This is a genomic window from Halomonas halocynthiae DSM 14573, from assembly GCF_000425725.1.
Taxonomy (GTDB): Bacteria; Pseudomonadota; Gammaproteobacteria; order Pseudomonadales; family Halomonadaceae; genus Halomonas; species Halomonas halocynthiae.
Genome location: NZ_KE384440.1, coordinates 394,224 through 420,621 on the forward strand (window position 1 = coordinate 394,224; position 26,398 = coordinate 420,621).

Consider the following 26,398-nt stretch of genomic DNA (forward strand, 5'->3'; position numbering starts at 1 on the left):
GTAGGTGTTTATCAGGTGCATCGTGAGTGATATCAGGGAGTAGCTAATGATCATGGTGAAACAGGATCTATACGACAGGGAGTCGTTGAAGCATTCAGACGATATTGATGACGCCATAACAGAGGAGGATGAGGCTCCGGTTGACGTAGTGCTGGGCGACGATCAGTTAGAGAACGCGGCCTTTGAAAAAGCCCTGAGCCGTGAAAGGATTCAGCACCGTCAGTCGCATCGGCAAAGTCTGGATGCAACACAGATTTATCTTAATGAAATCGGCTTTTCTCCTCTGCTGACGCCAGAGGAGGAAGTGTATTTTGGTCGCTTGGCCCGCAAGGGAGATCCCCAGGGGCGGGCTCGGATGATTGAATCCAATCTGCGCCTGGTCGTAAAAATTTCACGGCGCTATCTTAACCGTGGCTTAACGTTACTCGATCTGATCGAAGAGGGTAATCTCGGCCTGATTCGTGCCGTGGAAAAGTTTGACCCCGAGCGCGGTTTTCGATTCTCGACTTACGCCACTTGGTGGATTCGCCAAACCATTGAGCGAGCGTTAATGAGCCAGACCCGTACTATTCGCTTACCCGTTCATGTGGTTAAAGAGCTCAATATTTATTTGCGTGCCGCGCGTGAGCTGACGCAACAGCTTGATCATGCACCAACCGCTGAGGAAATAGCCGAGCACCTTGATAAGCCAGTCGCAACCGTGAAAAAAATGCTCGGGCTTAACGAGCGTGTCTCATCGGTTGATATACCCGTTGGCGGTGACCACGACAAACCGTTAATTGATACATTGACTGATGAAAATGAACGCGGTCCAGAATCAGAGTTGGCTGGTGGCGAGGTCAGGCAGCATGTTGATCAGTGGCTTGCACAATTGACGGATAAACAGTGTGATGTTGTTGTGCGTCGGTTCGGGCTGCGTGGTCATGATGCATTAACGCTCGAGCGTGTTGGAGAGGACATTGGTCTGACTCGAGAGCGGGTACGCCAGATACAGGTGGAGGCGTTGAAGAAGCTGCGCCGGATGCTTGATAGAAAAGGCCTGAATCTTGATATGATTTTTGAATAAAGCCGCAGTAACCTGAGTGATAAAGTCGGGGATTGCCTCGGCTTTTTTTTATCTGCGTGGTTCGAGAAAGGGCGGGCACAGTGCTCAATTCTGTTGTGCGGAGGAAAAACGATAAAAAATCAGGCGTTAATGGCAAATTTTAGTGGTTCCTTCCATGAAATTACGACAAAAATAGCAAACAATATGCTGTTTCGTAAATGATGCCCTTTTGATCTGTGAATTGTGTGGAGAAGTTCATGGCACGCCCCCTGTTTGCCGATATTGATCTTGACGCTCTGCGTCACAACTATTGCCTGGCTCGTGATCTTGCACCACGAAGCAAAACACTTGCTGTGCTCAAAGCGAATGCTTATGGCCACGGCTTAGTTGACTGCGCGCGTGCGCTGGAAGCATTGGTACCTGCCTTTGCGGTCGCCAGTATCGAAGAAGCGGATACGTTACGCGACGGTGGTATAAGCGCGCCAATCGTACTGCTAGAGGGCATTTTTGATGCCCAGGAGCTTGAGCGGGTAGATTCGCGTGGTTATTGGGTCGCTGTACATAGTGAGTGGCAGGTAGAGGCGCTACTGGCCTATCGGCCCACCCAGCCTATTCCGGCTTGGGTCAAGGTGGATACTGGAATGCATCGTCTGGGGTCCTCGTTAGACCAGGTTGGTGAGGTATGGCAGCGATTAAAGGCCGCGCCCGCTCAGGTGAGTGATTTGCACCTGATGAGCCACTTAGCCACTGCTGATGCTGCCGATGACAGTTATTTCCGTCGTCAAATCGCCTTAATGACAACGCTGGCAGACACGCTCGGTGCGCCAACATCTTTGGCGAACTCACCAGCGACACTGGCCTGGCCACAAGCGCATGGTAGCTGGAATCGCCCCGGTATCATGCTTTACGGAAGTGAGCCAAGAGAACAGGTGACACCACCGGGGGCGGGGTTGCGTCCGGTAATGACATTGCGTTCTGAGATTATTGCGGTACGTGAGTTGGGTGAGGGTGAGCCCGTCGGCTATGGCGGGCGCTGGAAGGCATCGCGGCCTTCACGCTTGGGTGTGGTGGCGTGTGGTTATGGTGATGGTTACGACCGCCATGCTGTTGATGGCACGCCCGTACTGGTGAATGGACAGCGCGCCTGTATTGCAGGGAAAGTCTCCATGGATATGCTGGTGGTGGATATTACAGACCTTCCTGATGCGGGGATCGGTAGTGAGGTGGTGCTGTGGGGCAAGGCCGCGAATGGTGAACTGTTAAGTGTTGATGAAGTGGCAGGTTATTGCGAGACCATTAGCTATACCCTGCTGACAGGGGTGCTGCCGAGAGTCCCAAGGCGCTATCATAGCGCCTGACTTGTTTGATTCGGAGAACGATAGCGTCATGTCGAAGCAAGAAACTCGGCAAAAAAGCCGTGACAGAACTGCCGTTGGGTTTATTCATCCACGTTACTGGCCAACCTGGTTGGCCATTGGCGGTATGTATCTGGCGGCCTGGTTGCCTTGGCGGCTGAAGCTATGGGTTGGGCGTGGTCTTGGGCTAATCGTGTGGCGCTTTGTTAAGCGCAGGCGGCATATAGCCGAAACCAATGTTCGGCTGTGTTTTCCCGAGCTTGATACGGCGAAGCAGCGCGCGTTGGTTAAAGATATCTTCATTGCCAATGGTATCGGTATTCTTGAAACTGCGACTGGTTGGTGCCGGGACCCTGAGCACCTGCGCCATCGAGTCAGTTTCGATGGTCAGGAGCACATGGCGCGTGTTGAGGCCGAGGGGAAGGGGGCGCTAATCATTGGTATTCACTTTTCCACGCTGGATCTTGGCGGCGCGCTGCACTCGTTGTTTTTTCCGGCGGATGTGGTGTATCGGCCCCATGATAATGCGCTGTTTGAACGCTTTATGACCCGAGCGCGCTCCAATATTTTCGGTGCGGCTATTGATCGCCATGATTTGCGCGGTTTGGTGAGGCGTATTAAGTCAGGGCATCATGTGTGGTATTCGCCAGACCAGGATTTTGGCCGCGAGGCCAGCGTGTTTGCGCCATTTTTCGGCGTGGAAGCTGCAACCATAAAATTGACGGCCAAGATTGCTCAAATGACCGGTGCGCCTGTTATGCCACTGATTTTTCATCGCAACCCTGATAACAGAACGTATCGGCTAGAATACCTGCCCCCCTTGGACAACTTTCCCAGTGGTGACGAAGTAGCAGATGCGACGCGTATCAATGCAGTGATTGAAGCCGCGATTCGCCGTCACCCAGAGCAATATTTATGGCTGCACCGGCGTTTTAAGACACGCCCAGAAGGGGAGCCCAAGATTTACTGATAGCTCGCTCTGCCATTATGCATCGTGCAGACGCTTTTCATGCTTGGGCAGCAGGGCAGGCAAACTCAAGCAATGTTCGCCGTTGTTCAGCTGCTCGTTGACAAACTGGCGGTCCATAGAGTGCTCACTGAGATGGTTCAGGACGATTAAAATGCGTTCTGCCATCGCCTGCAGAGCGTCTAAGTTTTCCTCCTTCGTAAACAGGGAAAGGGTTTTGACGGCCTTGAGCAACTCTAGCTGAATGCTCTGATCCTGTTTACCGTAAATCAATAGTGGAACAAACAGTCGGTGCAGCAAACTGTCGAAGCGTTCTACGGGCCAGCTGACCCGCCGTTGCCCTTTGCTATCTACCAGCGTATTGGCTGGCTGCCACTGTAGGTATCGGCAAAGCAAGTCTGTTATGCGGTGCAGACAAAGGGTGGCCGTACCTGGGTCGTTGATGCCTGGCGACAGTGCCTTGATTGCGACCTCCATCAGTTGCGACATACCTAAGCTGAAACACGCATCGATTGACTCGCCATCAAGATACACCAAGGTGTCGCGTGCGTTTTTACACCAGCTGTCATCGGGGGCTTCGCTGGCTTCCAGCATCATGGCGGGTTGGTTTTCTACCACATGCTCGCCAAAGTGGAAGCGCAGATGAATCACGCCGCCCAGTTGCTCGGCAAGTGTAGCCAGTGCGGTAAGGTTGACGCTTGGCAGATAGCCTGCCTGGTCGGTATAGATAGCATAACGGTTGGCGGTAATAGGGGCCTGTGCTGGCAGATAGCGCCACTGTTGACCGGATTCTTTCTGGCGTTGTTGTTCCATGGCGTGGCGGGTTGCAAGGTGTAAGTCTCGCACGACGGTATCAACCTGAATCGAGCGTGAGACGTTGTGAATGAAATATATAAAAAGTGCCAGGCAGTGAATGACCATAGCGCAGGCTAAATAAATAGCAATTGAGCGCCAAGTTTCTTGGTTTTCATTCACATTGGGAACAATTAGCAGCATGAGTACATAAAGAATTGTACCCAGATAATGGCCGAGTACCCACTGATGGTCGCGCTCTGAAACCAGCCCAAAGACGAGTTTTTGAGAGAAGTTGCCGCCCGCCTGGGAAAGTACCGACATCACCATGGAGAAGCTGAAGACCATCAATGAAATCATGCCGCCGAGCAAAGCGGCTAGCAATGAGCGGGCATTGTCAGGTGATGTCAGGCTGAGTTGAGTAATGAGTGCCGGCAGCTGGCTGTCACTGAGAGGGGGCAGGAGAGCGACGATTCCGACGGCAATGTAAGCCATCGCCAAAAGGCTTGGCAGATAGGCGATACTATTGTAAAAATTGCGCAATAACTGTGTGGGACGCGGTGCTGAAGTTGACATCGATGCGGATCCTGGAAAGTGCCTAGAATGGCGTAAAAATGTCATAAGGCTGATGTGTGGCTCTGGCGACTGGTTCCAGTAAAACATAATCAGGCCCTGCATCGTGAAGATGCAGGGCCTGATTGAAAGTACGACAGAGAGTACGAACGTTATTTAGGCGTCAATACGCTTATATTTCATGCGGTGAGGTGTGTCGTTGCCGACGCGTTTCTTATGGTCGGCTTCGTATTCTGCATAGTTACCGACGAAGAACTCGACATGAGAGTCGCCCTCAAACGCCATGATATGCGTGGCGATACGGTCAAGGAACCAACGGTCGTGAGAGATCACCAGAGCGCAGCCTGGGAAAGCCAGCAGGGCTTCTTCCAGTGCGCGTAAGGTTTCGATATCCAGGTCGTTAGACGGCTCATCAAGCAGCAGGACGTTAGCACCCTGTTTGAGCGTTTGGGCGAGCTGTAATCGTCCGCGCTCACCGCCAGACAGGTCAGATAAGCGTTTTTGCTGATCGTTACCCTTGAAGTTGAAGCGCCCTACGTAGGCACGCGACGAAACCTCATAACCGTTGATACTGAGAATATCCTGGCCATCAGACACGGCTTCCCAGACGGTCTGGGCGTTGTCTAGCGCATCACGCAGCTGCTCAACGTGGGCAACATGCACGGTCTCGCCAATGACCACTTCGCCACTATCGGGCTGTTCTGAGCCGTTAATCAGTTTGAACAGGGTTGACTTACCGGCACCGTTGCCGCCAACAATACCGACAATCGCCCCCTGAGGAATAGTAAAGCTCAGGTTTTCATACAGCAGCTTGTCACCAAACGCCTTACTGACCCCGTGAAACTCGATGACCTTGTCACCTAAACGGGGGCCAGGCGGAATATAGATCTCGTTGGTTTCGTTGCGCTTTTGAAAGTCACCAGACTGCATTTCTTCGAAGCGGTTAAGGCGTGCTTTGCTCTTGGCCTGACGGCCTTTGGCATTAGAGCGCACCCATTCCAGCTCTTGTTTGATGGCTTTGTTTTTCGAAGCCTCCTGTTTGGCTTCCTGTTCGAGGCGCTGCTCTTTGGCTTCCAGCCAGTCGGAGTAATTGCCCTCAAAGGGGATGCCTTCGCCACGGTCCAGCTCAAGAATCCAGCCAGCAACGTTATCAAGGAAGTAACGGTCGTGGGTAATAGCGACCACGGTGCCAGAATAGTCGTGAAGGAAGCGTTCAAGCCAAGCTACCGACTCGGCATCCAGGTGGTTGGTCGGCTCGTCGAGTAGTAGCATGTCAGGGCTTGATAGCAGCAGGCGACATAGCGCCACACGGCGACGTTCACCCCCCGAGAGATTGCCCACCGTGGCTTCCCATGGCGGAAGGCGCAGGGCCTCGGCGGCGACCTCTAGCTTACGCTCCAGGTTATGGGCGTCGGCAGCCTCGATAATGTTCTCTAGGCGAGCCTGCTCACTGGCCAAGGCATCGAAATCGGCGTCCGGTTCGGCGTAGGCCATGTACACGGCCTCAAGGTCTTGCTGAGCTTTCTTGATCTCGCCCAGCGCCTCCTCGACAGTGTCGCGAACGTTTTTGTCGTCATCGAGTTGCGGTTCCTGAGGCAGGTAGCCAACATTGATGCCGGGCATGGGGCGGGCTTCGCCTTCAAACTCGGTATCAACGCCTGCCATGATGCGCAACAGGGTTGATTTACCCGCGCCGTTAAGACCCAGTACGCCAATCTTGGCGCCAGGGAAAAACGACAGCGAGATATTCTTGAGGATCTGCTTTTTGGGGGGCACGATCTTGCCCACCCGGTTCATGGTGTAGACGTATTGCGCCATGGAGGCTCACCCAGGTTGAAAAGTTCGATGATTGCAAGCGCAAGGGCGCTCATAACGGTCAACGATGATAGTGGTCGAACTGACGAAAGGCCAGTTTTTGCAGAGGTTTGACGTGCGACAGGATCAACTGGCTGTTTTTATTGGCGCTGGGTTGCTGGCTGTGTGACGCAGGCAAAACGCTGGGTGCTTTTATTGTGGTTGCGTGGCGGTATTATGGAGGCCGATTCTTCTGCGGAGTCTTTTTATGACATATAGATGGTGGGTGTCAGGCGCTATCAATAGGAGTGTTTATGCTCGCTGATCGTCGCGCCATGCTCTACGGACTGGGTGCTGTGGGGCTGTGGTCTACTGTGGCTACAGCGTTCAAGGTGGCGCTGGCTGACCTTACGCCGTTACAACTGATCTGGGTTGCTGCGCTTGTCTCGTGGTCGGTTATTGGGTTGCTGATGTTAAGGCAGGGCAAGCTGCATGAGGCGTTGCGAAGTGGTTGGAAAACGGCGGCCTGGGCGGGGCTGCTGAACCCAGTCGCCTATTATCTGGTGCTGTTTGCGGCTTATGACCGGCTGCCAGGGCAGGAAGCCATGGCGCTTAATTATACCTGGGCGCTGGCCATGGGCTTACTGGCTGTGCCGATTCTGGATCAGAGGTTGACGCTGATGGATGTGCTGGCCGGACTGGTCGCCTATGCCGGTGTATGGACCATTGCTACCCGTGGCCAAGTGGTCAATGTGGCCTTTGCTGACCCGCTAGGAGTCGGGCTGGCGCTGGTTTCAACGTTGATCTGGGCGTTGTACTGGTTGTTTAATGCGCGTGATCGCCGTTCACCACTGGTTGCTCAGTGGCAAAATTTTAGCGTTGGTGTGCCGTTACTCACGGTGTTATTGATTCTTGGGCCAGGTTTTGAAGGCTTTACGTTGAAAGGTGTGGGGGCTGGTATCTATGTCGGTTTTTTTGAAATGGGTATTGCGTTTGTGCTTTGGCAAGTCGCAGTACAAACCGTATCGCGCACGTCTAAGGTCTCTAATCTGATCTTTTTGTCTCCGCCCGTTTCGCTTCTGCTGCTGTATTTTATTGTTGGAGAGCCGATTATGCCTTCCACCTTGGTTGGGCTGGTGCTGATCTTGGGTGGGCTGCTATTACAGCAATGGCAGAAAAGCCCCGCTCCAGCGTCTCAGAAAAGCCGCTGATAATGCAGCGACACAGCTGCTTCATGTTTTAACGCTGGTGTGAGGTGCGGACAATGGGTGTTAGCCCATGGGTTGGGTAGATGGGATGCGGCTAGGCGCTCGTCATCTAGTTGGTCGCTTGAGGTAACGGTGAATCTCCAGCCTGGCTATTACGGTGGTTTTCCAGCAGCAGCTCGAGCGCAGGCCACACTGTTTCAAGCAGGCGCGGCTGAGCCTCTGCCGTGGGGTGAATGCCATCGCTTTGCATCAGCTCAGGCTCAAGTGCCACGCCCTCTAGCAGAAAGGGGACAAGCGTTAGGTCATATTCGTCGGCTAAGGCGTTATAGGTGCGGGTAAAAGCGCTGCGATAGGCGTCACCGTAGTTAGGTGGAATATCAATGCCTATCAACAAAACTTGCGCGTTAGCGGCTTGGCTGGTTTCAATCATACTGCGCAGATTGTTTCGCATCTGGCTTGGGGGTAAGCCGCGTAGCCCATCGTTACCGCCCAGCTCAATCAGAACAATATCAGGTGTATGTTGTCTGAGTTGCTCAGGCAGGCGCGCGATGCCACCGGAGGTGGTTTCACCGCTAATACTGGCATTGACGATGACAGCTTTGCCGTTGAGGCGCGTCTGTAACAGGCTGACCCAGCCAGCATCCTGTTCGATACCATAGGCGGCACTCAAACTGTCGCCCATGACCAAAACCGTGGGTTGTTGTGATGCAACCAGCGGCCAGCTTACCCATAAGAGCATCAGCAGTAGCCATCTTTGCATCTGACTTTTTTTCCGTTGCCCCGTAGAGAGCCCCATCATCATGCCAACCTCGCTCACTGATTCTGTTGAATATCGTTCTGCTGAAAATTCTCCCCTGATTCTACACGCTCATGACCTGGAAAAGACGGTTACCAGTGGTGAACGCCCTCTGAGTATTCTTCAACACCTGAACCTACAAGTGTTTAAGGGCCAGAGTGTGGCAATTATTGGGCAGAGTGGCGCAGGTAAGTCGACGTTGCTGGGGCTGCTGGCAGGGCTGGATACGCCAACCGGCGGAGAGTTAGCGCTATTTGGTGAGTCACTAGGCGAACTGGATGAGGATGGGCGAGCGCGTTTGCGTGCTGGGCGAGTCGGCTTTGTATTCCAGAATTTTCAGCTATTACCAACGCTTACTGCGCTAGAAAACGTTCAACTACCGCTGGAATTGACGCCGATGGCGGATGACAGCCGCCGCGCTCGACAATGGTTGCAGCGGGTGGGGTTGGGTGAGCGCCTGAGTCATCTGCCGCGTCAGCTTTCGGGTGGTGAACAGCAGCGGGTAGCGTTGGCGCGGGCTTTTGTTACCGCCCCGGTGCTGGTGTTTGCTGATGAGCCTACCGGTAACCTTGACCCAGTGACCGGCGAGCAAGTGATTGAAACGTTGTTTTCGCTGAACCGAGAAGCTGGCACTACCCTCGTGCTGGTGACCCATGATGCACAGTTGGCCGCACGCTGTGACCATAGTCTCAGGCTGGAAAATGGCCAGCTGACGGAGCAGCTAACGACACGATCTGACGGTGAAGAGCAAACCTCTGGCGCGCTGGAGAGCACGACATGATCGCCATGGTTAAGTTGTCGTTGCGTGGGTTATGGCGAGACTTTCGTGCCAGCGATGTGCGAGCGTTGCTGTTGGCGCTGACCTTGGCTGTGGCGGCAGCCACTATGATCGGTTTCTTTCTTGATCGGCTAGAACGCGGGCTGACACGGGAAGCCGGTCAGCTATTAGGCGGAGACTTAGTACTAGAGCAGTCACGTCCGTTTGGTGAGGCGTTGCGTAGCGAGCTGCTTGATGCGGGGTTCACGCTTTCCGAACGTGTGGGCATGGTATCCATGGTCAGCCAGGGTGAGGGGTTTTCACCGGCCAGCCTCAAGGCAGTAGATGATGCCTACCCGCATTACGGTGAGTCGCTGGTTGATCGCGGAGAGGGCAACGGGGCGGAGTCACTGGCGCGTGGGCCGGCGCCCGGTAGTGTGTGGATTGCTCCACGCCTTGAGATATTACTTGATGTAGGTCCTGGTGACATGTTGCAGGTCGGGCAGGCCAAACTCAAGATTGATGGTGTCATTGAGCGCGAGGCCGATCCCTCAGCAGGCTTTAGCAGTTTTAACCCGCGGGTGATGATGCATGTGGCCGATTTGCCAGCAACGGGGCTGGTGCAGCCCGGTTCACGTATCAACTATGCATTATTGGCCGCTGGCCCCGTCACCGCGCTAGACGCGATTGAACCGCGGTTGGTGCAGTGGCGTGAGCAAGGGCTGGAAATTCAAGATGTGCATCGTGATCGGCCGCGGCTAGGTAGTGCTCTGGCGCGGGCCGACCGGTATCTAAGCCTGGCTGGACTGGCCGCTGTGCTACTGGCTGGCGTTGCCGTGGCCATGGCCACACGCCGATATGTCGAGCGCCATCTGGATACGGCAGCATTGTTACGTAGCTTTGGTGCAACACAACGTCAGTTGGGCGGCATATTTATGCTGCAGTTACTGTGGCTTGCGTTGCTCGCTTCGTTGCTTGGTGCTGTTCTGGGGCTAGCAGGGCAAGCACTCTTGTTATTGCTGTTGAGCGGTATGTTACCCGTTGATCTGCCCGCACCTGGGCTATTGCCATTGGTGATGGGAGTGTTGACAGCACTGGCTGTATTGGTGGGCTTTGCCGGCCCGACACTTCTACGGTTGCGCCGAGTCAGTGCGCTTAAGGTGTTGCGTCGAGAGTTTGACCCACTACCGGCATCGGCTTGGCTGGTTCAAGGCAGTGCAGCGGCCGTGTTTGGTGTACTGCTCTGGATGTATTCCGGTGATATCGGGCTGGCGCTAGGGTTGCTGGTCGGCGGCAGTATGGCACTACTGGGGCTGTGGTGGCTGGGTAGCTTGCTGCTTAAGCTGTTGCTTGGCGTGTGTGGCGCGTTGCCACGTGCAGCGGCAGGCCAAAATGAAGTAAGTGGTGTTAAACAGGCGTTTTTGCAAGCGCTGCGCATTGGTGGAAGCCAGTTAGCGCGACGGCGAGAAGCCAGCCTGGGCCAGTTGCTGGCATTCGCGACGACGCTATTTGCTATGGCGATGATTGCTATGGTGCGTGGTGATTTGCTGAGTGCTTGGCAGGAACAATTGCCAGCTGATACACCCAATTACTTTGCTATTAATATTCAGCCTCATGAGCGAGAAGGGTTTGAAGCACAGCTAGATGCATTAGCGTTATCACGCAGCTCGCTGTATCCCATGGTGCGCGGACGGATAACAGCCATCAATGGCCAGTTACCGCGTGATGTCGTGCCTAGCGAGGCTCAGGGTAACAATGCCCTTAACCGTGAGTTGAACCTGACTTGGTCAAATGAGTTACCTGACGGTAACCGTGTGGTAGCCGGAGATTGGTCGGCGACTGCCGAGCCTGTTATTGAGTCTCTCGCTAACGGTGCAGAGCAGGGCTGGCATAACAGTGTAGATGCTGTCTCTAGCGACTCGACACCTGTGGCAAAGATATCCATGGAAGCTGAGTTGGCGAGCAATCTTGGGTTAGCGCTTGGTGATGTATTGACGTTCAGCATTGGCAGTGAGCAGGTACACGCAGAGATCGCCAGCTTGAGAACGCTTAACTGGGATAGCTTTCAACCTAACTTCTATGTGATTTTTCCACCAAAAAGCCTCGACGGTTTTGGTCATAGTTTCATTACCGCATTTCGCATGGATACACAGAGAGAGGCCGTTAAGTCGTTAATTACCCAGTTTCCCAGTGTGACTCTGCTGGATGTTGACGCCATCTTACAGCGCGTCCGCGATGTCTTAAACCAAGTGACGCGCGCGGTAGAGTGGGTGCTGATTTTTGTGCTGCTAGCAGGCTTTAGCGTGTTATATGCCGCGCTAACGGCGAGTGCGCCAGTTCGGGCACATGAAGGAGGCGTGTTGCGCGTGTTTGGTGCAGGCCAGGCAACGTTGGCGCGTATCCAGGCGGCTGAGTTTGCTCTGTTGGGGTTAAGCAGTGGTTTGCTGGCCGCGTTGTTGGCTGAGCTAGCCTCTGCGGGCTTGTATATGGGGTGGCTGGACCTGGCTCCGCGTTTGCATTTGTGGTTGTGGCTGTGGTTACCGTTGAGCGGTGCCTTGTTGGTAGGGGGCATTGGCCATTGGTTATCGCGTGATCTGCGTCGACAGGCGCCGATGGCAAGCCTGGGGTTAATCGGTGAGACCTAATTGTCCTGTTGGCAAGATAGCGGTTGGGCATAAGACGTTGCTGAGATATCATGACGCGCTGAAATACGACTACTCGTTAGCTGATCTATCCGAAAATAGAGGAACAACATCATGCCAATGCCCCGTATGCGCCCCGTCGCTTTAAGTGTTGCGCTACTTGCGTTTGCTGCTCAGGCCAATGCAAGTAGCGAGCAGTTAGAAGCTGGTTTACGGGCGATGTTCGCCAATGATGCCGGTGAGCTAACGATAGATAACGTTTCTGACAGTTTGTTTGGTGGTAGCAGTACAGCAGAGGGGCTGGTGTATGTCGAGCCTTCTGTTGGTACCTTGCGTATTGATAGTTACGTGGTAAATGGTGATTTTGATAGCCCGGATGACGTAGTCATTGAAGGTATTACTTTTAGTGCAGAAGGCAGTGAGACTGATGCGCTGAGTGCGGATAAGCTGACGCTCAATCGTCCCGATAGAGCGGTTGTTGATCCGGTAGAAGTCCTGAAGGGTGAGATGGATTTCAGCGCTGAGTCAGTGCTGCTTAATGCCTTGACTGTTGCGATCAACGAGCAGTCCGCTGGGAGTGATGCTGACTTTATAGAGCTGCTGGAAGACTTTACCGGCAAAGTGGCGCTGAAACGTCTTGAATTCCGGCAGGTATCTCAAGAAAGGGTTGACGGGGTAACGCTTGAGGGCATGAGCTCTGAATTTGACGAGTTCCAGCAGCTTGGAGCGGGCAGCATGTCGTTGGATAAGCTGATGATGAATGGCCTCAACGTCGCCGGTATGCAGACCATCAGCGAAGGCGATCTGGATGAGTTGGCGGCCCCGCTGATTACCGAAATGACGCTGAATGGTTTTGAGATTGATGCTGAGGGCCTAGCGGCCAGCCTCGAAAGCATGGTGTCAGATCAAGACTGGAGTAATGGTGAAACGGGCACCACTGTTAGCAATTTGGTAATAGATCTAGGCCGTGTAATTGAATGGGTGCCGGCGGATGAGCGGACAGAAGTGCGTATGGTGTCCAATATACTGACTGGCGGTAGCAATATACTCACTCTCAATGCTGAAGGGTCGGGCAGTCTTGAAGAGCTATCTGATGGCCGTGCTGACTACCAGGTGAAGAGTGATGTCCGGCTGGATGACGCGCTGAGTCTCAAGAGTATGGTCGGACTGGTATTGCTCACGCCGGAAGGTATGAGTGCCGCTGATCAGGTTATGCAAATTGAACAAGGCAACCTGGAACTGCTGGACTTTGAGTCAGGGAAAGCACACCTGGGGTTAGTGAATCAGGGGCTGTTTAACCGTCTTCCTGCTGTTGCTGCAACGGTTGAAGGCATTAGCGAAGCGGAGTTCATTCAACAGACGCGCACCCAAGCTAAGGGCATGGGCAATGTGCTTGGGCCTCAGGTATCTGAATTAATGGTCGGCTTGGTTGATATGATGGAAGGCAAGGCGAGTCAGGTGGATGTGTCGGTCACTCTGCCTTCTTTCAAGTCGCTGGAAACCAGCATTGATGACCCGCTTGGGCTGCCTGACAAGCTGTCGATGAAAGTGGAAGTTGAGTAATCGCTAAGCCTTGATTTTTAGGTTTCAACAAACAAGCCGCCCTCTACAGGGCGGCTTGTTTGCTGTTGTTGCCTGCCCCGTGCTGTGTGTTCCCGTTCATAAGACAATATCTGTGCCGTAAGTGCCTGAGTCGCGGGCGTGTGCCATAGGACAGTAGGTAAGGGCTGAGGTATGATAGTGCCGTCCGATTTAATCCCTAGATGCGAGGTTTTTCGCCGATGTTTAGCCGTGACATGCAGATTGCTGGATTCGATGACGCCCTGTTCGACGCGATGCACAAAGAAAGCGCTCGCCAGGAGGCCCACATCGAGTTGATCGCTTCTGAAAACTATGCCAGTCCGCGCGTTATGGAAGCGCAGGGGAGTCAGCTAACCAACAAGTATGCAGAAGGCTATCCTGGTAAGCGCTACTACGGTGGCTGCGAGTATGTCGACATCGTGGAGCAACTGGCGATTGATTATGCCAAGCAGCTGTTTGGCGCCACCTATGCCAATGTTCAGCCGCACTCTGGCTCTCAGGCTAATGGTGCCGTTTTCCAGGCATTGGTAAAACCAGGCGACACGGTATTGGGCATGAGCCTTGATGCTGGCGGTCACTTGACCCACGGTGCGGCGCCCAACTTTTCTGGTAAGCATTACAATGCCATTCAGTATGGCATTGATGGATCAGGCCGTATCGATTTTGATGAAGTGGCTAATTTGGCTCGCGAGCACCAGCCGAAGATGATCATTGCTGGTTTTTCGGCATACTCCCAAGTGATTGACTGGGCGAAGTTCCGTGAAATTGCCGATGAGATTGGTGCCTATTTGCTGGTTGATATGGCCCATATTGCTGGTTTGGTTGCTGCTGGCGAATACCCCAGCCCGATCCCTCACGCGCATGTTGTTACGACTACCACGCACAAGACGTTGCGCGGCCCGCGTGGCGGTTTGATTTTGTCTGCTGAGGGCAATGCCGATATTGAGAAAAAGCTGCAATCGGCGGTTTTTCCTGGCATCCAGGGTGGCCCGCTAGAGCATGTGATTGCTGCTAAGGCGATCTGTTTCAAAGAAGCCATGGAGCCAAGTTTCAAGACTTACCAGCAGCAAGTGATCAAAAATGCCCAGGCTATGGCTGGTGTATTCATTGAGCGTGGTTTCGATATTGTCTCTGGCGGCACCGAAGATCACCTCTTCCTGTTATCGCTGGTTAAGCAAGGCGTGACGGGAAAAGACGCGGATGCCGCTTTGGGCCGTGCTTACATCACGGTCAATAAAAATGCGGTGCCCGGAGACCCGCAAAGCCCGTTCATTACTTCGGGTCTGCGCATTGGTACTCCGGCTGTTACTACGCGTGGCTTTGGTGAGGCAGAATGTCGTGATCTGGCCGGTTGGATCTGTGACATTCTTGATGTTATGGCCAACGGTGAGGATACCGACGCCATTGAGACTGAGGTGAAGGCCAAGGTCGAGGCCGTATGTGCTGAGCACCCAGTGTATCGTTGATCAGGCGAGATGATCGCAGCCTGTATGAGTGATCTGCGTTAGTAATTAAGCGCCCTGTGGTCAGAAAGTCACAGGGCGCTTAGCGGACTATTCTGTGTGGAGACGCGAAATGAGTGATGTGCTGAAAATGGGTTGTGCTGAATGTGGTGCGCTTAACCAGGTAGAGCGTCAACGTTTAAGCAATGGGCCTAAGTGTGGGAAATGCAAACAGCCGCTCTTCAATGGCGAGCCGGTAGCGCTGACCGAAGCCAACTTTCATGCGTTGGTTGAACGTAGTGACTTGCCGGTGGTTGTTGATTTTTGGGCTAGCTGGTGTGGCCCTTGTCAGATGATGGGGCCGATTTTCGCTGAAGCTGCCAGTGAGCTGGAGCCGCGAATCCGCTTTGCCAAGCTGGATACCGAAGCGCAGCAAGCACTGGCTGGGCGATTCGGGATTCGCAGCATCCCTACGTTGATTGTATTCAGCGAAGGTAAAGAAGTGGCGCGTCAGTCTGGTGTATTGCAGGGCCCACAACTTCGCCAGTGGTTAGCCCCGCATTTGGTGTAACGTTGCAGCGCCATTAGTCTCGTCGTTTGAGCTGTTCGCGCAGGCCTTTGGGAATTTTTCGGATGACTAGCTGGTCGCGGCCTTCGTCGTAGTCCACGGCTCCGCCTAGCAAGTGGGCATCAAAACTGATCGACACGCCATCCGAGCGGCCAGTAAAGCGTTGAAACTGGCTAATAGTGCGCTTATCAGGCGGAATTTCCGGAGACAGGCCGTAATCGCTGTGCCGAATGTGCTCGTAAAATGCGCTAGGCTCTTGACCATCAATCAGTTCAGATAGCTCGTCTAGGGCGATAGGTTCTCCACGGCCGGCTTGCTCGCTGGCGTAGCTAACCAGTGCATCGGTTTTTTCGCGGCTTTCTTCTTCGGGCAGGTCCTGTTTTTCCACATAGTCGCTGAAGGCCTTTAACAGTGTGCGGGTTTCTTGCCCGGCATCACGCTGTTCGCTCGCGCCCAGTACGGCCACTAAACCTTCGCCAAGTCCTTTGCCGCCACGATCTCGGCTCCATGACAGATACGGGTGAGATTCGCTGCCACTCTGCCACTGGGCGATATCAAGCCGTGCGGCCAGGCTCATTTGCGCGAGGTTAAGTTGTCGGCTGGCAGTCACATTAAGTTGTTGGTCGATAGCAAAGCCGTCGCGATGATGCAGTAACGCCAGCAGCAAATAGCGGGCTTCGCCCTGTTGGTAGTCGGCCAGCAGTAAGTGGCCACCGATGGGTAAATGCGCATCAACCAGTGGCAACAGTGTCTCGCTGAGCGTCTGGCTCAGCTTCACAAAGTCCTGTGATTGCTCTAGATAAGCGGCCATATCAGCGGCTAATCCACCACTGGCGCTATCGTCAAAGCGGCCCCAGGCCTTGGTTTTGCGATGATAGGCATCCCGCAGGCTAGCAAGCAGGTCTTCCAGCGCGGCGCTTTCCGGTAGCATTTCAGTGGCGGCTATCAGTTGCGCAGGAGAATCGCTGGTTTGCTTGTCGATACGATGAATGATGCTTGCAAGAATCGGCATGCCAGTAACGCCTTGAAGAATAGAGATAAAAAGTAGCCTAGCCTTACGGCTTCAGGCGGTAGCCCGTGCGAAAAATCATTGCCACAAGTGCCAGGCTAATACACAGAAACAAAAAGACCACGCTCAGGCTGGCCCAAATGCTGACATCGGCGTTGCCGTAAAAGCTCCAGCGAAAGCCGCTGACCAAGTAAACTACGGGATTAAACAACGTCACGGCCTGCCAGAAAGGCGGTAACATGCTGATGGAATAAAACGTGCCGCCAAGAAATGTCAGCGGGGTAATGATGAGCAGTGGCACCAGCTGCAGCTTTTCGAAGCCGTCAGCCCAGATGCCGATAACAAAGCCGAGCATGCTGAACGTCAGCGCTGTTAGTACCATGAATAGCAGCATGATAAATGGGTGCTCAATATGCATTGGCACAAACAGGCTGGCAGTGCCAAGTACAATCAGTCCCAGCAGGGTTGATTTAGTCGCTGCCGCGCCCACATAGCCTAATACCACTTCTACATAGGAAATGGGCGCGGAGAGCACCTCGTAAATTGAGCCGCTGAAGCGTGGGAAGAAAATGCCAAAAGATGCATTGCTGACACTTTGGGTCAGCAGCATCAACATGATCAGCCCTGGCACAATGAACGCCGCGTAGCTGACGCCATCAACCTCGTTGATGCGGCTGCCGATGGCGCTGCCAAACACCACAAAATACAGTGAGGTGGAAACGACAGGTGACACCACGCTTTGCAGTATGGTGCGCAGGCTGCGGGCCATCTCGGCGTGATAAAGCGCTTTTACCGATTGCAGGTTCACGGCTGCTCCTTAACCAGACTGATGAAAATGTCTTCCAGCGAACTTTGGCGGGTGTCCATATCGCTGATTTCGATATCAGCCTCAGCCAGGGCTGCTAACAACGCCGCAATGTTGTTCGGGGTGTCGCTGGGCTGAGATACGGTACTGCGATAGCCATAATCAAGCGTGAAGCCGTCCTCAGATAAACTCAGGTCGAAGTCGTTAAGCGACTCTGGCAGTGTTGTCAGCGGAGCCATAAGGCGCAGTGTCAGTACTTTGGTGCCGAGTTTGCTCATCAGCGTGTGCTTGTCTTCCACCAGCATCAGCTTGCCTCCGCGAATCACCCCAATGCGGTCAGCCATTTCCTCAGCTTCTTCAATATAGTGGGTGGTCAGGATGATGGTTACGCCCCGGTCGCGTAGGCCACGCACCACGGCCCACATATCACGGCGCAGTTCTACGTCTACGCCAGCACTGGGCTCATCGAGAAACAGAATATCCGGTTCATGAGATAGCGCTTTAGCGATCAGCACCCGGCGCTTCATGCCGCCAGATAGCGTGATCAACCGGTTGTTGCGCTTTTCCCACAGGCTGAGTGAGCGTAATACCCGTTCGATGTGTTCAGGATTAGGCGGCTTACCAAACAGACCTCGGCTAAAGCTCACCGTATCCCAGACTTTGGAAAACGCCTCGCTGGTCAGCTCCTGGGGAACCAGGCCAATGCGCTGGCGTGCTTGGCGAAACTCGCTGATATTGTCATGGCCGTCCACCAGTACGCGGCCAGAACTGGCGTTGACCAGCCCGCAGATCACACCAATGAGTGTCGTTTTTCCGGCACCGTTAGGGCCCAGTAACGCAAAAATCTCGCCGCGACGAATGTCAAGATTGATGTCATCGAGGGCCTGAAAGCCACCGCTATATTGCTTGGACAGTTGCTCAACGCTGAGGATAACGCGAGCCTTAGACATGGTCTGACTCCCGCTATCGCTAGAGGACGTTTCTGGCCGGAGTCGGGCCTGAGAAGGGCCTTGGGGTGAGGCGTGTAGAGAGGCGTATCGCATTGAATCTGCTCTTGCTGATGTCTTGCTTGTGAAAGACGCGGCCGTACAGCATATCATGTGCGGCCGTGCCTTTTCTTGAGAGCGAGTACTTGAGAGCGAGTGCTTGAGAGCCAGTTATTGATAGCTACGTTTGGACAGAAGATCTTGCACCGTTACTGGCCCCGCTAGCGTGTTAATGCACCGAGTTAGCTGCTGAAACTGGCTGCATTCAGCCATAAGTGCGTTAGCACGCTGGCGATATAGCCTAGTGCGATGACAGGTGCCCAGCGCAGGTGCCCAGCGAAGGTGTAAACGCCGCGAGCCTGCCCCATCAGGGCGACACCAGCGGCCGAGCCAACAGATAGCAGGCTGCCGCCGACCCCCGCTGTTAGGGTAATTAACAGCCAGTTGCCCGTAGACATGTCTGGGGCCATGGAAATGACCGCAAACATCACCGGGATATTATCTACCACGGCAGAGATGACACCCAGTACCACATTGGCCCAGGTTGGGTTCCAGCCGGTATAAAGTGTTTCAGAGAGCAGGCTCAGGTAACCCATGAACCCTAAGCCACCTACACACATCACTACGCCATAGAAGAATAGCAAGGTATCCCACTCGGAGCGGGCGACCCGTGAAAACACATCAAATGGCACCACGCTGCCTAATGACTGAAGTTTTTGTACGTCTCCGCGTTGGCTATAACGCGTGCGCTTACGGTCCAGCGAGCGTGGTAGGCTGCGGCGCAGGTAGTAACCAAAAAACTGCAGAAAGCCAAGTCCTGTCATCATACCCAGCGCTGGCGGCAGGTGTAGTACGGTGTGGCAAAGCACAGAGATGGTTACGGTAATCAGAAAGAGTACAACAATGCGCCTTGCGCCACGCTTCATCCATACACGCTCGTCCAGGGGGCTGGGTTTACGGTTGTGAATGAAAAAGCTCATGATGATTGCAGGAACAAAATAATTAACCAGCGACGGACCCAGCAGCGTAAAGAAGCCTTCGAAGGGGACAAGCCCAGCCTGCCAAACCATCAGAGTCGTGATATCACCAAACGGGCTGAATGCCCCCCCAGCGTTAGACGCCACAACAATATTAATACAGCACAGGCTAATAAATTTTTTGTCACCCTCGGCCACTTTGCTGACCACGGCACACATCAACATGGCCGTGGTCAGGTTGTTAGCGATGGTTGAAATCCAAAAGGCCAGAATGCCGGTAATCCAGAACAGGGTGCGGTAGCTGAAGCCCTTTTGCACCATCCATGAGCGTAGTTTGTCGAAAACGCGGCGCTCTTCCATGGCGTTGATATAGGTCATTGCTACCAACAAGAATAGCAACAGTTCGCAGTATTCTAGGAGGGTTTCTCGAAAGGCACTTTCTGCGACATCAGGCAGCCCCGCCTGAACATAGACCCAGCCAATAACTGCCCAGATGATCCCCGCCGCTACCAATACGGGTTTCGACTTGCGCATGTGCAGCTGTTCTTCCGCCATGACCAGGCCATAGGCGAAAATAAATAAGCTAACGGCAATAAAACCGCTGATTGAGGTGGTCAGATTGAGCGGGCCAGCGTTAGCGTAAACGAGAGGGCTGAACAACGTGAACAGGGTTGCAAGAATAGCAGCCACGACAAATTTTGGCCGCTGGGCGTTATGCCAGAGCCGATGGGTCGGGGTAGGGATGCGCATGCAGAATTGTCCCAGAGCAGAGGGGGGAAAGGGGAGGATGAAAACACAACATATTTTAATGAAAGTTGTATGTTCAAACCAAGGTATTTTTGCTCTGGGGCAATAAACGTTGTTGTCAGAAAGAAGCGGGGTCTAATACTTTCCCTCGGTTCAGTAAGTTATGGGGATCTAGTGCTTGCTTTAATTGGCGCATCAGCGCCAACTCGTCAGCTGTTCGAGACAGGTCGAGGTAACGGCGTTTCTCTAGCCCAATGCCGTGCTCGGCAGACACCGAACCACCAAGTGCGGAAAGTGGGCGATAAACGCACTGCTCAACTGCCTGGCGGCTTGCGTCGTCGTCGCTACCTACAGTGATCGAAAAGTGCAGGTTGCCATCACCCAAGTGGCCAAACGTGATGACGCGGCCCTCAGGCCAGCGTTGTGCTACAGCCTGCTCAACCTCGGTGACGTAGTCCTGCATGGCACTGATTGGCAGGCTGACATCAAACACAAAAAATGGTGCTAACAGTTGAAGTAAGCCTTCAATATCTTCACGAATTGCCCATAACCCTTGGCGCTGCTGTGATGAGTGGGCGAGCACAGCGTCGCAGATCAACTCGCGCTCAAACGCGGACTCCAGCGCCTGGCTGAACTGTGCTGCATGGCTGTCAGCATCGATACCCAGAGACTCGACGATGGCGTAGAACGGCGAGTCTGTCGGCAGTGGTGCGGTGTGGCGTCCACTTTCTTCGGTGAGCAGGTGGTAATGGTTATGCCACATGGCCTCAAACGCCGACAGGTTGCCACCTAGCGCTTGGTTCATGTGGCTTAGCAGGCCAGTAAGAGCGTCGAAGTCCGGGCAGGCTACCAGCGCCGTTTGTACGTCTGGGGTTTGTGGGTGAAGACGCAGCACCGCTCGGGTCACTATACCCAGCGTTCCTTCGCTGCCAATAAATAGCTGCTTGAGGTCGAACCCCGCATTGTTCTTGAGCATGTGATTCATTGAGCTGACCACTCGGCCATCGGCCATCACTGCCTCAAGGCCTAATACCAGCTGGCGCGTCATGCCATAGCGAATCACCCGAATGCCCCCAGCATTGGTAGAAATATTGCCGCCAATGGTACAGCTGCCACGCGCGCCTAAGTCCAGAGGAAATTGCAGCCCAGCGTCTTCGGCAGCCTCTTGCACACTTTGTAGCGGTGTTCCTGCTTGCACGGTTAGCGTGCTGCCGACGGTATCGATGGCTTCAATGCGATTCATGCGCTCCATGGATATTACCAGCTCATCCGGTTTAGCCGCGGCACCGTGAACCAGCCCTGTTACCCCACCGTGAGTGACAACTGGCTGACGCGCTGCATGGCAAGCGCGCATGACCTTTGAAAGCTCGTCGGTAGAGGCTGGGCGAATAATAGCCGCTGCACGACAGGGCGCAGCGCTCATCCAGTCAGCACTCCGAGCGCTAACATCCTGGCCCGTGAGTACATTTGCGGCGCCGACCAAAGTGGTGATCTGTTCAAGTAATGCGTGCATTGATTCCTCATGTTTTTTAGTGATGCCTAGTAATAGGTTACCCTTTGCGGCCTTAATCCGTCATAGCGATGTTGCGGAGAATTCATGCCCCTGACTCACGCTGAGCGTTTTGCCCGTTTGCATGCGCTGCTATTTTCTCATCACGCGTTGTGGAGCGGCTTGCCGTTCCAGACACTGAGTGCGCCTTGGGGCGAAGCCTTTCCAGGGCTGGATGATGCTCTGTTAGCGCTGAGTGATGCTGAGACGGCACGGCTTCAGGCTCGGCCGTTCGAGAACTCTCCATTGTCCGCCTGGTTGCCTGTCGCTGAGCTTGCTGCGCTCACTGAGCGGGGCATGCCATCAGCCAATATAGCCACTCAGGCTCGGTTGCCAGACGCGTGGGGCGACGGCATTGGTGCGCGCAAGTGGCAGCAACTACAAGCCTTTATGGCGTGTTTTCCTGCTGGTGAGTTGTCATTGCTTGACTGGTGTGCGGGAAAGGGACATTTGGCGCGAACATTGGCGCGTCGTGATGGGTGCGCGGTAACGGCGCTGGAATGGCAAAAGGCATTGTGCGACTCGGGGCAAGCCTTGGCCGAACGTGAAAACGTGGCGGTGCGGTTTCATCAGCAGGATGTAATGAGTGATGACGTGGTGAAGTGGCTAACCCCGAAGACGCGTGTTGCTGCGCTCCATGCTTGTGGTGATCTGCATGGCCAGCTACTTGAACGGGCAGCACAGCAGGGTGCGGCAATCACTCTGGTGCCATGTTGTTATCATCGCACTGGTGCTGAGATCTACCGGCCATTTTCACACCAAGCACGTAGCCTGTTATGTGCGGAGACAGCAGTAACGCGCGACAACCTTGCCATGGCGGTGCAGGAAACGGTGACAGCCCCTAGAGGGGTGCGTCGTCATCGTGAGCGGGCCAATGCGTGGCGACTAGGGTTTGATCTGTTGCAGCGTGAAGTGCGTGCTGAAAACAGCTACCTGCCGGTGCCGAGCCTGGCTTATGGCAAGCTACCCGAATGCTTTGCAGGGTTTTGTCGCTGGGCCGCCGAGCGTAAGCAAATAATCTTGCCAGGCCATGTGGATTGGGCTGCCTTTGAAGCCGCTGGCTGGCAGCGGCTTGCTGACGTTACACGGCGAGAGTTAGTTCGCCACCTGTTTCGGCGGCCGCTGGAAATGTGGTTAGTACTGGACCGTGTACGCTTTTTGGAAGAGGCCGGTTACACGGTGCAGTTAAGCCGCTTTTGCCAGCGAGAGCTGACGCCGAGAAACCTGCTGATCGAAACCGGCCCGCTACCCAGTTAGAACGTCATCCACGGCGTGGTGTTACCGTCGTTGAATGCCTTGACTACCCAGTCTTCGGTTTTGGGGCCAGGCATTCCCGGGGTGCCAATAGGCATACCCGCAAGACCAATGCCGTCTATATCGGGGCGCTCTTCCAGCAGGCGGTCGATGGCGGCGAAGGGAACATGGCCTTCAATGATGTAACCACCTAACTCGATGGTATGGCAGGCACCTTCGCCATAGGGAATACCGGCTTGCTGCTTGACGCGGCCAAGGTTGGCCACATCGATGCTTTTTACGTGATAGCCGTGTTCCTCCATCAGGCGGGCATACGTTTCGCAGCAACCACAATTAGGGTCCTTGTAGAGCTGAGCGTTAAGGCTCTCCGCGTGAGCGAAGCCAGTGGCCAGCAGCAAGCTGGCGCTAACAAGAGGAGCGATAGTCCGTTTCATGGAGCCTCTTCAACGTCGTTACAGAGAGAAAATAGACAGCAAGAAACAGAGCTATACCAAGCGCTGGCGTACCCGTAAAGCTATTTGCTGCACGTGGGTTATGGCTCTTATAAGGGTGTTTTATGTTTCGCTCCCATTGCTGGGGCTGGTATCAGCATCGTCTGCCGCTGCGGCTTTATTGTTAACCTTCGCTTGGTTCTCGCGCCGTTGTGCTTTGCGTTTTGCGCGCTCGTCATCGCTGTAGTTGGGAGCTAATGCGAGCAGCGTTTCGCTCTCATCCGCACTGAGTGCGATATCGGCGGTCATCATGCGAATATCGCCATTTTCCGTGTAGGCACCCAGAATCAGTGCGTCAGGGTTATCGGCGCGATAGGCTTCAAGGCCGTAATCATCACTTAGGTTGGTCCGGCGAATCCCCCAGCCTTCACGTAAGCGGTTTTCGGTGGTGGCATAGCTGAGTTGTTTGGCAAAGTAACGCCCTCCCAGGCTGTCTGGGGCGCTGCTGTCTTCCTTGTTCTTATTGCTGCGCGAGCGACCGTGCTCAGCCGGTGTGAGCTGAAATACCTGGTGATGACCAAACTCAGGGCCGTAATTGGCACAGACCAAGGCGTTATAATCGTCGTTATCGCTTAGTGCTAGTAAGGTACTGAACCGATTGATTTCGATATCCATCTCAGCATCTTCGGTGAGTACGTCGCCGTAGTAAGTTGGAATGTTGTGGTGGCGAATGGTGCGCAGGCGCGACCAGTTGCGGTCCGTAACCAATACTGGGCGACCGCTGGCCTGAATGGACTCAGCCAACTGGCGTGAAAAGGGCGTGGCACCAACAATAAGCACGCCTTTTATTTCGGTAGAGCGCAGCCCGAAACGTCGTGATAGCGGCTCCAGTGAAAACCCATGAAGCACCACGGTAACGGCGACAATGGCAAATGCTAGCGGCGGCAAAATAGCCGCGTCTTCTACGCCAAGGTCCACTAATCTGGCCCCGAACAGCCCAGCCATGGCAACGGCTACCACGCCGCGCGGGCCAATCCAGCCGACAATCAGTTTCTCGTTGAGTGGTAAACCGGTTCCCATCAAAGACAGCATCACTGCCAGTGGCCGGACTACCAGCAAGACCATCGCCACGAATAATAGCTCACGCCAACTCAGAGCCAGCAGGGTGCCTAGGTCAATATTTGCTGCCAGCAGAATGAACACGCCTGACACCAGCATAATGGTGATGTTTTCTTTGAAGCGCCTGATTTCATCCAGCGAAGCCAGCGAGGAATTACCGATGACCACCCCCATGATAGTTACTGCCAGCAGGCCGCTTTCATGCAAGTACGCATTAGGTAACGCGTAGGTAACGAGTACGAAAACGATCATTACCGAGACTTTGAGGTACTCGGGTACATAGCCACGGTGCAACGCGGTAATCAGTAGACGTGCAGTGACATAACCGGCAACCGTTGCCATGGCGATACCGGCAACCAGGTGAAATATAGTGGCACCAACGCTCATGGACTCGTAAGCCACCAGTGCTACTTCAAAGGCCAGCACAGCCGCCAGCGCCCCGACCGGGTCGTTGACAATAGCCTCCCAGCGCAGAATCTCCGATGGACGGCGCTTGAGGCTCGCCTGGCGTAGTAACGGAATAATTACCGTTGGCCCCGTAACGATCAGAATGCCGCCAAAGACTGCCGCCGATATCCAGCTAAGCCCGCCAACATAGTGCCCGGCCAGTGTTGATAGTAGCCATACCAACGGGCCGCCAAATATTACCAGCCGTTTGACGGCCTGGCCTGCATCGGCCAGCCGCCGAAAGTTGAGCGTTAGTCCACCTTCAAACAGGATGATGGCCACCGCCACCGAGATGATGGGGCTTAACAAGCCTCCAAGCAGCGCCTGTGGGTCAAGCACTCCGGTGGCTGGTCCTAGTGCCAGGCCAGCGACCAGCATCAGCACAATGGCAGGAACCTTCCATCGCCAAGCCAGCCACTGGGCACCTATGCCAGCCACGGCAATCAGGCAGAAAGCGATAACAATAGACATGGCTCAGATCCTTGAATTAATTCTGTGGGAAGCATCATCCGGTTTAAGCAGGGTAAAGACTGACAATAGGGCCGACAACCCAGTATGAGAAACGGTAACACGACATCACTAGGCCCAACGTTCTTCTGCCGTGAAGGCCACACTGAACCAGCGGCGCTCTGCGGGAATGCTCAGGCCGGCGGTGATCTCTTCACGGATTTCATCGAGCAGTGAAACGCCTTGCTGCGCCGCGAAGTCTGGCGTGGTGATGATGTGCAATTCAATAAAATAGCCACGCCCAGCCTTGGCCACATGGCTGTAGTACGAAAGTATGCCCTCACGACGCATTACCGTTACCATCGCGGCCTGTACCTCGCGGTCCATGGCACTGGGTGCCATACGCAAAATTTCTTTCATGGCACGGCGTACAATATTGAATGGCACAGGAAGAAGGCATAGCGTCAGTAAGGTCAGAAGTAGCGGGTCTACATAAGGCGTGAGGTGTGCCCATTGAGTACGCTCTAGTATTGACGCGATGACAAAAGCAACCAGCAGGGCAGAGGTGATCAGTGCGGCCATCAGCCAGCCGTGCATGTCTATGCGTACAAACTCAGACTTTGCACAGCGATTAATACGACGCTGATAGGCTGCTAGAGCGAAGCAGATAATCGCTACTATAACGGCATAAATAATGGCAAAACCGAAAGAAAGCGGCTGCCCTCCTTCAATTAGGCCGCTAATCGCGTTAAGAAACGCATAAAAACATAGTAACAGGAGAATGCTGCCATTCAGAGCGGCTACCAAAGGCTCAAGGTGCCAGTAACCATGTTGAAAGCGCTGACTCATCTCGCGCATGGCAAGGCGTGATACGAATAGTGCCAGCCCCGACATGGCTGCATCTATGGTAGAAAATACCCCGTCGAACAAAATGGATTGAGAACCTGACATCAACCCAAGTGCCACCCCAAGGGCTGACACTAATAGGGTGAAAATAATGGAAACCTTCAGCGCGTGTTGTTCAAGAGTGGCTGTCATGGAATGTTGTCCAAAGGACCAAGAGTAAAAGGAAAGCCTATGATAACTGAGCAGACGGGGATTCGTTAG

Annotated in this window: 21 protein-coding genes; 10 read left to right on the forward strand and 11 right to left on the reverse strand. The window is 54.1% G+C overall.

Features of this window, described 5'->3' with window-relative positions; genetic code table 11:
• Nucleotides 1-46: 46 nt before the first annotated feature.
• The 3 genes from rpoS (at nt 47) to lpxL (ending at nt 3,370) form a co-directional block, all read left to right on the forward strand.
• Complete coding sequence (rpoS, locus tag H616_RS0111055) at nt 47-1,066, forward strand: RNA polymerase sigma factor RpoS (RefSeq protein ID WP_027967418.1); 1,020 nt, start codon at nt 47-49, stop codon at nt 1,064-1,066.
• Nucleotides 1,067-1,302: 236 nt separating this feature from the next.
• Nucleotides 1,303-2,403, forward strand: a complete 1,101-nt coding sequence (gene alr / locus H616_RS0111060) for an alanine racemase (protein WP_027967419.1) — start codon at nt 1,303-1,305, stop codon at nt 2,401-2,403.
• Nucleotides 2,404-2,431: 28 nt separating this feature from the next.
• The gene (lpxL, locus tag H616_RS0111065; protein ID WP_027967420.1) at nt 2,432-3,370 is read left to right on the forward strand and encodes an LpxL/LpxP family Kdo(2)-lipid IV(A) lauroyl/palmitoleoyl acyltransferase; all 939 of its coding nucleotides are present in this window, start codon (nt 2,432-2,434) and stop codon (nt 3,368-3,370) included.
• Between the two features lie 15 nt (nt 3,371-3,385).
• Here lpxL and H616_RS0111070 read toward each other — a convergent pair whose 3' ends face one another.
• Both H616_RS0111070 and ettA read right to left on the reverse strand, forming a co-directional pair.
• Nucleotides 3,386-4,735 (reverse strand): DUF2254 domain-containing protein, encoded by a 1,350-nt coding sequence (locus H616_RS0111070; RefSeq protein ID WP_027967421.1) that lies wholly within the window; start codon nt 4,733-4,735, stop codon nt 3,386-3,388.
• Nucleotides 4,736-4,888: 153 nt separating this feature from the next.
• Nucleotides 4,889-6,550 carry an energy-dependent translational throttle protein EttA gene (gene ettA, locus H616_RS0111075; RefSeq protein WP_027967422.1) on the reverse strand — a complete coding sequence of 554 codons (1,662 nt, stop codon included), beginning with the start codon at nt 6,548-6,550 and terminating at the stop codon, nt 4,889-4,891.
• A gap of 290 nt (nt 6,551-6,840) precedes the next feature.
• On the opposite strand from ettA, the gene H616_RS0111085 reads away from it, so the two are divergent.
• On the forward strand, nt 6,841-7,737 hold the full coding sequence (locus H616_RS0111085) for a DMT family transporter (protein ID WP_027967423.1): 897 nt from the start codon (nt 6,841-6,843) through the stop codon (nt 7,735-7,737).
• A gap of 106 nt (nt 7,738-7,843) precedes the next feature.
• On the opposite strand, the gene H616_RS14850 is transcribed toward H616_RS0111085, so the two are convergent.
• Nucleotides 7,844-8,494 carry an arylesterase gene (locus tag H616_RS14850; RefSeq protein ID WP_240470580.1) on the reverse strand — a complete coding sequence of 217 codons (651 nt, stop codon included), beginning with the start codon at nt 8,492-8,494 and terminating at the stop codon, nt 7,844-7,846.
• A gap of 40 nt (nt 8,495-8,534) precedes the next feature.
• Here H616_RS14850 and H616_RS14855 point away from each other — a divergent pair, with 40 nt between their 5' ends.
• From H616_RS14855 to trxC, 5 genes are all read left to right on the forward strand, one after another.
• Nucleotides 8,535-9,311: an ABC transporter ATP-binding protein gene (locus tag H616_RS14855; RefSeq protein ID WP_051234236.1), complete on the forward strand. Its 777-nt coding sequence runs from the start codon at nt 8,535-8,537 to the stop codon at nt 9,309-9,311.
• Nucleotides 9,308-11,932, forward strand: a complete 2,625-nt coding sequence (locus H616_RS0111100) for an ABC transporter permease (protein ID WP_240470581.1) — start codon at nt 9,308-9,310, stop codon at nt 11,930-11,932. Before H616_RS14855 ends, H616_RS0111100 begins: the two co-directional genes overlap by 4 nt.
• Before the next feature lie 111 nt (nt 11,933-12,043).
• Complete coding sequence (locus H616_RS0111105; protein WP_027967425.1) at nt 12,044-13,492, forward strand: hypothetical protein; 1,449 nt, start codon at nt 12,044-12,046, stop codon at nt 13,490-13,492.
• A gap of 218 nt (nt 13,493-13,710) precedes the next feature.
• Nucleotides 13,711-14,976, forward strand: coding sequence for a serine hydroxymethyltransferase (glyA, locus tag H616_RS0111110; RefSeq protein WP_027967426.1), 1,266 nt, complete (start codon nt 13,711-13,713; stop codon nt 14,974-14,976).
• 109 nt (nt 14,977-15,085) lie between these two features.
• Nucleotides 15,086-15,523 carry a thioredoxin TrxC gene (gene trxC, locus H616_RS0111115; protein WP_027967427.1) on the forward strand — a complete coding sequence of 146 codons (438 nt, stop codon included), beginning with the start codon at nt 15,086-15,088 and terminating at the stop codon, nt 15,521-15,523.
• Between the two features lie 13 nt (nt 15,524-15,536).
• Here the strand turns inward: trxC and H616_RS0111120 are convergent, their stop codons facing one another.
• The 5 genes from H616_RS0111120 to H616_RS0111140 all read right to left on the reverse strand — a co-directional run bounded on the left by H616_RS0111120 (nt 15,537) and on the right by H616_RS0111140 (nt 21,557).
• Entirely contained in the window at nt 15,537-16,532 is a 996-nt protein-coding gene (locus tag H616_RS0111120; RefSeq protein WP_027967428.1) for a nucleoid-associated protein, read from the reverse strand.
• Nucleotides 16,533-16,575: 43 nt separating this feature from the next.
• Nucleotides 16,576-17,337: an ABC transporter permease gene (locus H616_RS0111125; protein ID WP_027967429.1), complete on the reverse strand. Its 762-nt coding sequence runs from the start codon at nt 17,335-17,337 to the stop codon at nt 16,576-16,578.
• Nucleotides 17,334-18,284 carry an ABC transporter ATP-binding protein gene (locus H616_RS0111130; RefSeq protein ID WP_027967430.1) on the reverse strand — a complete coding sequence of 317 codons (951 nt, stop codon included), beginning with the start codon at nt 18,282-18,284 and terminating at the stop codon, nt 17,334-17,336. The genes H616_RS0111125 and H616_RS0111130 overlap by 4 nt, the downstream gene beginning before the upstream one ends.
• Before the next feature lie 278 nt (nt 18,285-18,562).
• Nucleotides 18,563-20,047 (reverse strand): sodium:proton antiporter NhaD, encoded by a 1,485-nt coding sequence (gene nhaD, locus H616_RS0111135; protein ID WP_027967431.1) that lies wholly within the window; start codon nt 20,045-20,047, stop codon nt 18,563-18,565.
• Between the two features lie 115 nt (nt 20,048-20,162).
• Nucleotides 20,163-21,557: an FAD-binding oxidoreductase gene (locus H616_RS0111140; RefSeq protein ID WP_027967432.1), complete on the reverse strand. Its 1,395-nt coding sequence runs from the start codon at nt 21,555-21,557 to the stop codon at nt 20,163-20,165.
• 84 nt (nt 21,558-21,641) lie between these two features.
• Here H616_RS0111140 and H616_RS0111145 point away from each other — a divergent pair, with 84 nt between their 5' ends.
• Complete coding sequence (locus H616_RS0111145) at nt 21,642-22,850, forward strand: methyltransferase (RefSeq protein ID WP_027967433.1); 1,209 nt, start codon at nt 21,642-21,644, stop codon at nt 22,848-22,850.
• Here the strand turns inward: H616_RS0111145 and H616_RS0111150 are convergent.
• The 3 genes from H616_RS0111150 to H616_RS0111160 all read right to left on the reverse strand — a co-directional run bounded on the left by H616_RS0111150 (nt 22,847) and on the right by H616_RS0111160 (nt 26,329).
• Nucleotides 22,847-23,281: a DUF411 domain-containing protein gene (locus tag H616_RS0111150; RefSeq protein WP_027967434.1), complete on the reverse strand. Its 435-nt coding sequence runs from the start codon at nt 23,279-23,281 to the stop codon at nt 22,847-22,849. The two genes, H616_RS0111145 and H616_RS0111150, sit on opposite strands and share 4 nt — an antisense overlap.
• 120 nt (nt 23,282-23,401) lie before the next feature.
• Complete coding sequence (locus H616_RS14860) at nt 23,402-25,315, reverse strand: cation:proton antiporter (RefSeq protein ID WP_084155860.1); 1,914 nt, start codon at nt 25,313-25,315, stop codon at nt 23,402-23,404.
• Nucleotides 25,316-25,423: 108 nt separating this feature from the next.
• Entirely contained in the window at nt 25,424-26,329 is a 906-nt protein-coding gene (locus tag H616_RS0111160; RefSeq protein ID WP_027967435.1) for a cation diffusion facilitator family transporter, read from the reverse strand.
• Nucleotides 26,330-26,398 lie beyond the last annotated feature (69 nt).

What these genes read in the sequence shown, in the direction of transcription:
- H616_RS0111145 (WP_027967433.1), top strand. Translation starts at nt 21,642, where the DNA reads ATGCCCCTGACTCACGCTGAGCGTTTTGCCCGTTTGCATGCGCTGCTA.
- H616_RS14860 (WP_084155860.1), bottom strand. Translation starts at nt 25,315, where the DNA reads ATGTCTATTGTTATCGCTTTCTGCCTGATTGCCGTGGCTGGCATAGGT.
- H616_RS0111130 (WP_027967430.1), bottom strand. Translation starts at nt 18,284, where the DNA reads ATGTCTAAGGCTCGCGTTATCCTCAGCGTTGAGCAACTGTCCAAGCAA.
- H616_RS0111120 (WP_027967428.1), bottom strand. Translation starts at nt 16,532, where the DNA reads ATGCCGATTCTTGCAAGCATCATTCATCGTATCGACAAGCAAACCAGC.
- H616_RS0111100 (WP_240470581.1), top strand. Translation starts at nt 9,308, where the DNA reads ATGATCGCCATGGTTAAGTTGTCGTTGCGTGGGTTATGGCGAGACTTT.
- H616_RS0111150 (WP_027967434.1), bottom strand. Translation starts at nt 23,281, where the DNA reads ATGAAACGGACTATCGCTCCTCTTGTTAGCGCCAGCTTGCTGCTGGCC.
- alr (WP_027967419.1), top strand. Translation starts at nt 1,303, where the DNA reads ATGGCACGCCCCCTGTTTGCCGATATTGATCTTGACGCTCTGCGTCAC.
- H616_RS0111140 (WP_027967432.1), bottom strand. Translation starts at nt 21,557, where the DNA reads ATGCACGCATTACTTGAACAGATCACCACTTTGGTCGGCGCCGCAAAT.
- nhaD (WP_027967431.1), bottom strand. Translation starts at nt 20,047, where the DNA reads ATGCGCATCCCTACCCCGACCCATCGGCTCTGGCATAACGCCCAGCGG.
- ettA (WP_027967422.1), bottom strand. Translation starts at nt 6,550, where the DNA reads ATGGCGCAATACGTCTACACCATGAACCGGGTGGGCAAGATCGTGCCC.
- H616_RS0111105 (WP_027967425.1), top strand. Translation starts at nt 12,044, where the DNA reads ATGCCAATGCCCCGTATGCGCCCCGTCGCTTTAAGTGTTGCGCTACTT.
- H616_RS0111070 (WP_027967421.1), bottom strand. Translation starts at nt 4,735, where the DNA reads ATGTCAACTTCAGCACCGCGTCCCACACAGTTATTGCGCAATTTTTAC.
- glyA (WP_027967426.1), top strand. Translation starts at nt 13,711, where the DNA reads ATGTTTAGCCGTGACATGCAGATTGCTGGATTCGATGACGCCCTGTTC.
- rpoS (WP_027967418.1), top strand. Translation starts at nt 47, where the DNA reads ATGATCATGGTGAAACAGGATCTATACGACAGGGAGTCGTTGAAGCAT.
- trxC (WP_027967427.1), top strand. Translation starts at nt 15,086, where the DNA reads ATGAGTGATGTGCTGAAAATGGGTTGTGCTGAATGTGGTGCGCTTAAC.
- H616_RS0111085 (WP_027967423.1), top strand. Translation starts at nt 6,841, where the DNA reads ATGCTCGCTGATCGTCGCGCCATGCTCTACGGACTGGGTGCTGTGGGG.
- H616_RS14855 (WP_051234236.1), top strand. Translation starts at nt 8,535, where the DNA reads ATGCCAACCTCGCTCACTGATTCTGTTGAATATCGTTCTGCTGAAAAT.
- H616_RS14850 (WP_240470580.1), bottom strand. Translation starts at nt 8,494, where the DNA reads ATGCAAAGATGGCTACTGCTGATGCTCTTATGGGTAAGCTGGCCGCTG.
- H616_RS0111160 (WP_027967435.1), bottom strand. Translation starts at nt 26,329, where the DNA reads ATGACAGCCACTCTTGAACAACACGCGCTGAAGGTTTCCATTATTTTC.
- lpxL (WP_027967420.1), top strand. Translation starts at nt 2,432, where the DNA reads ATGTCGAAGCAAGAAACTCGGCAAAAAAGCCGTGACAGAACTGCCGTT.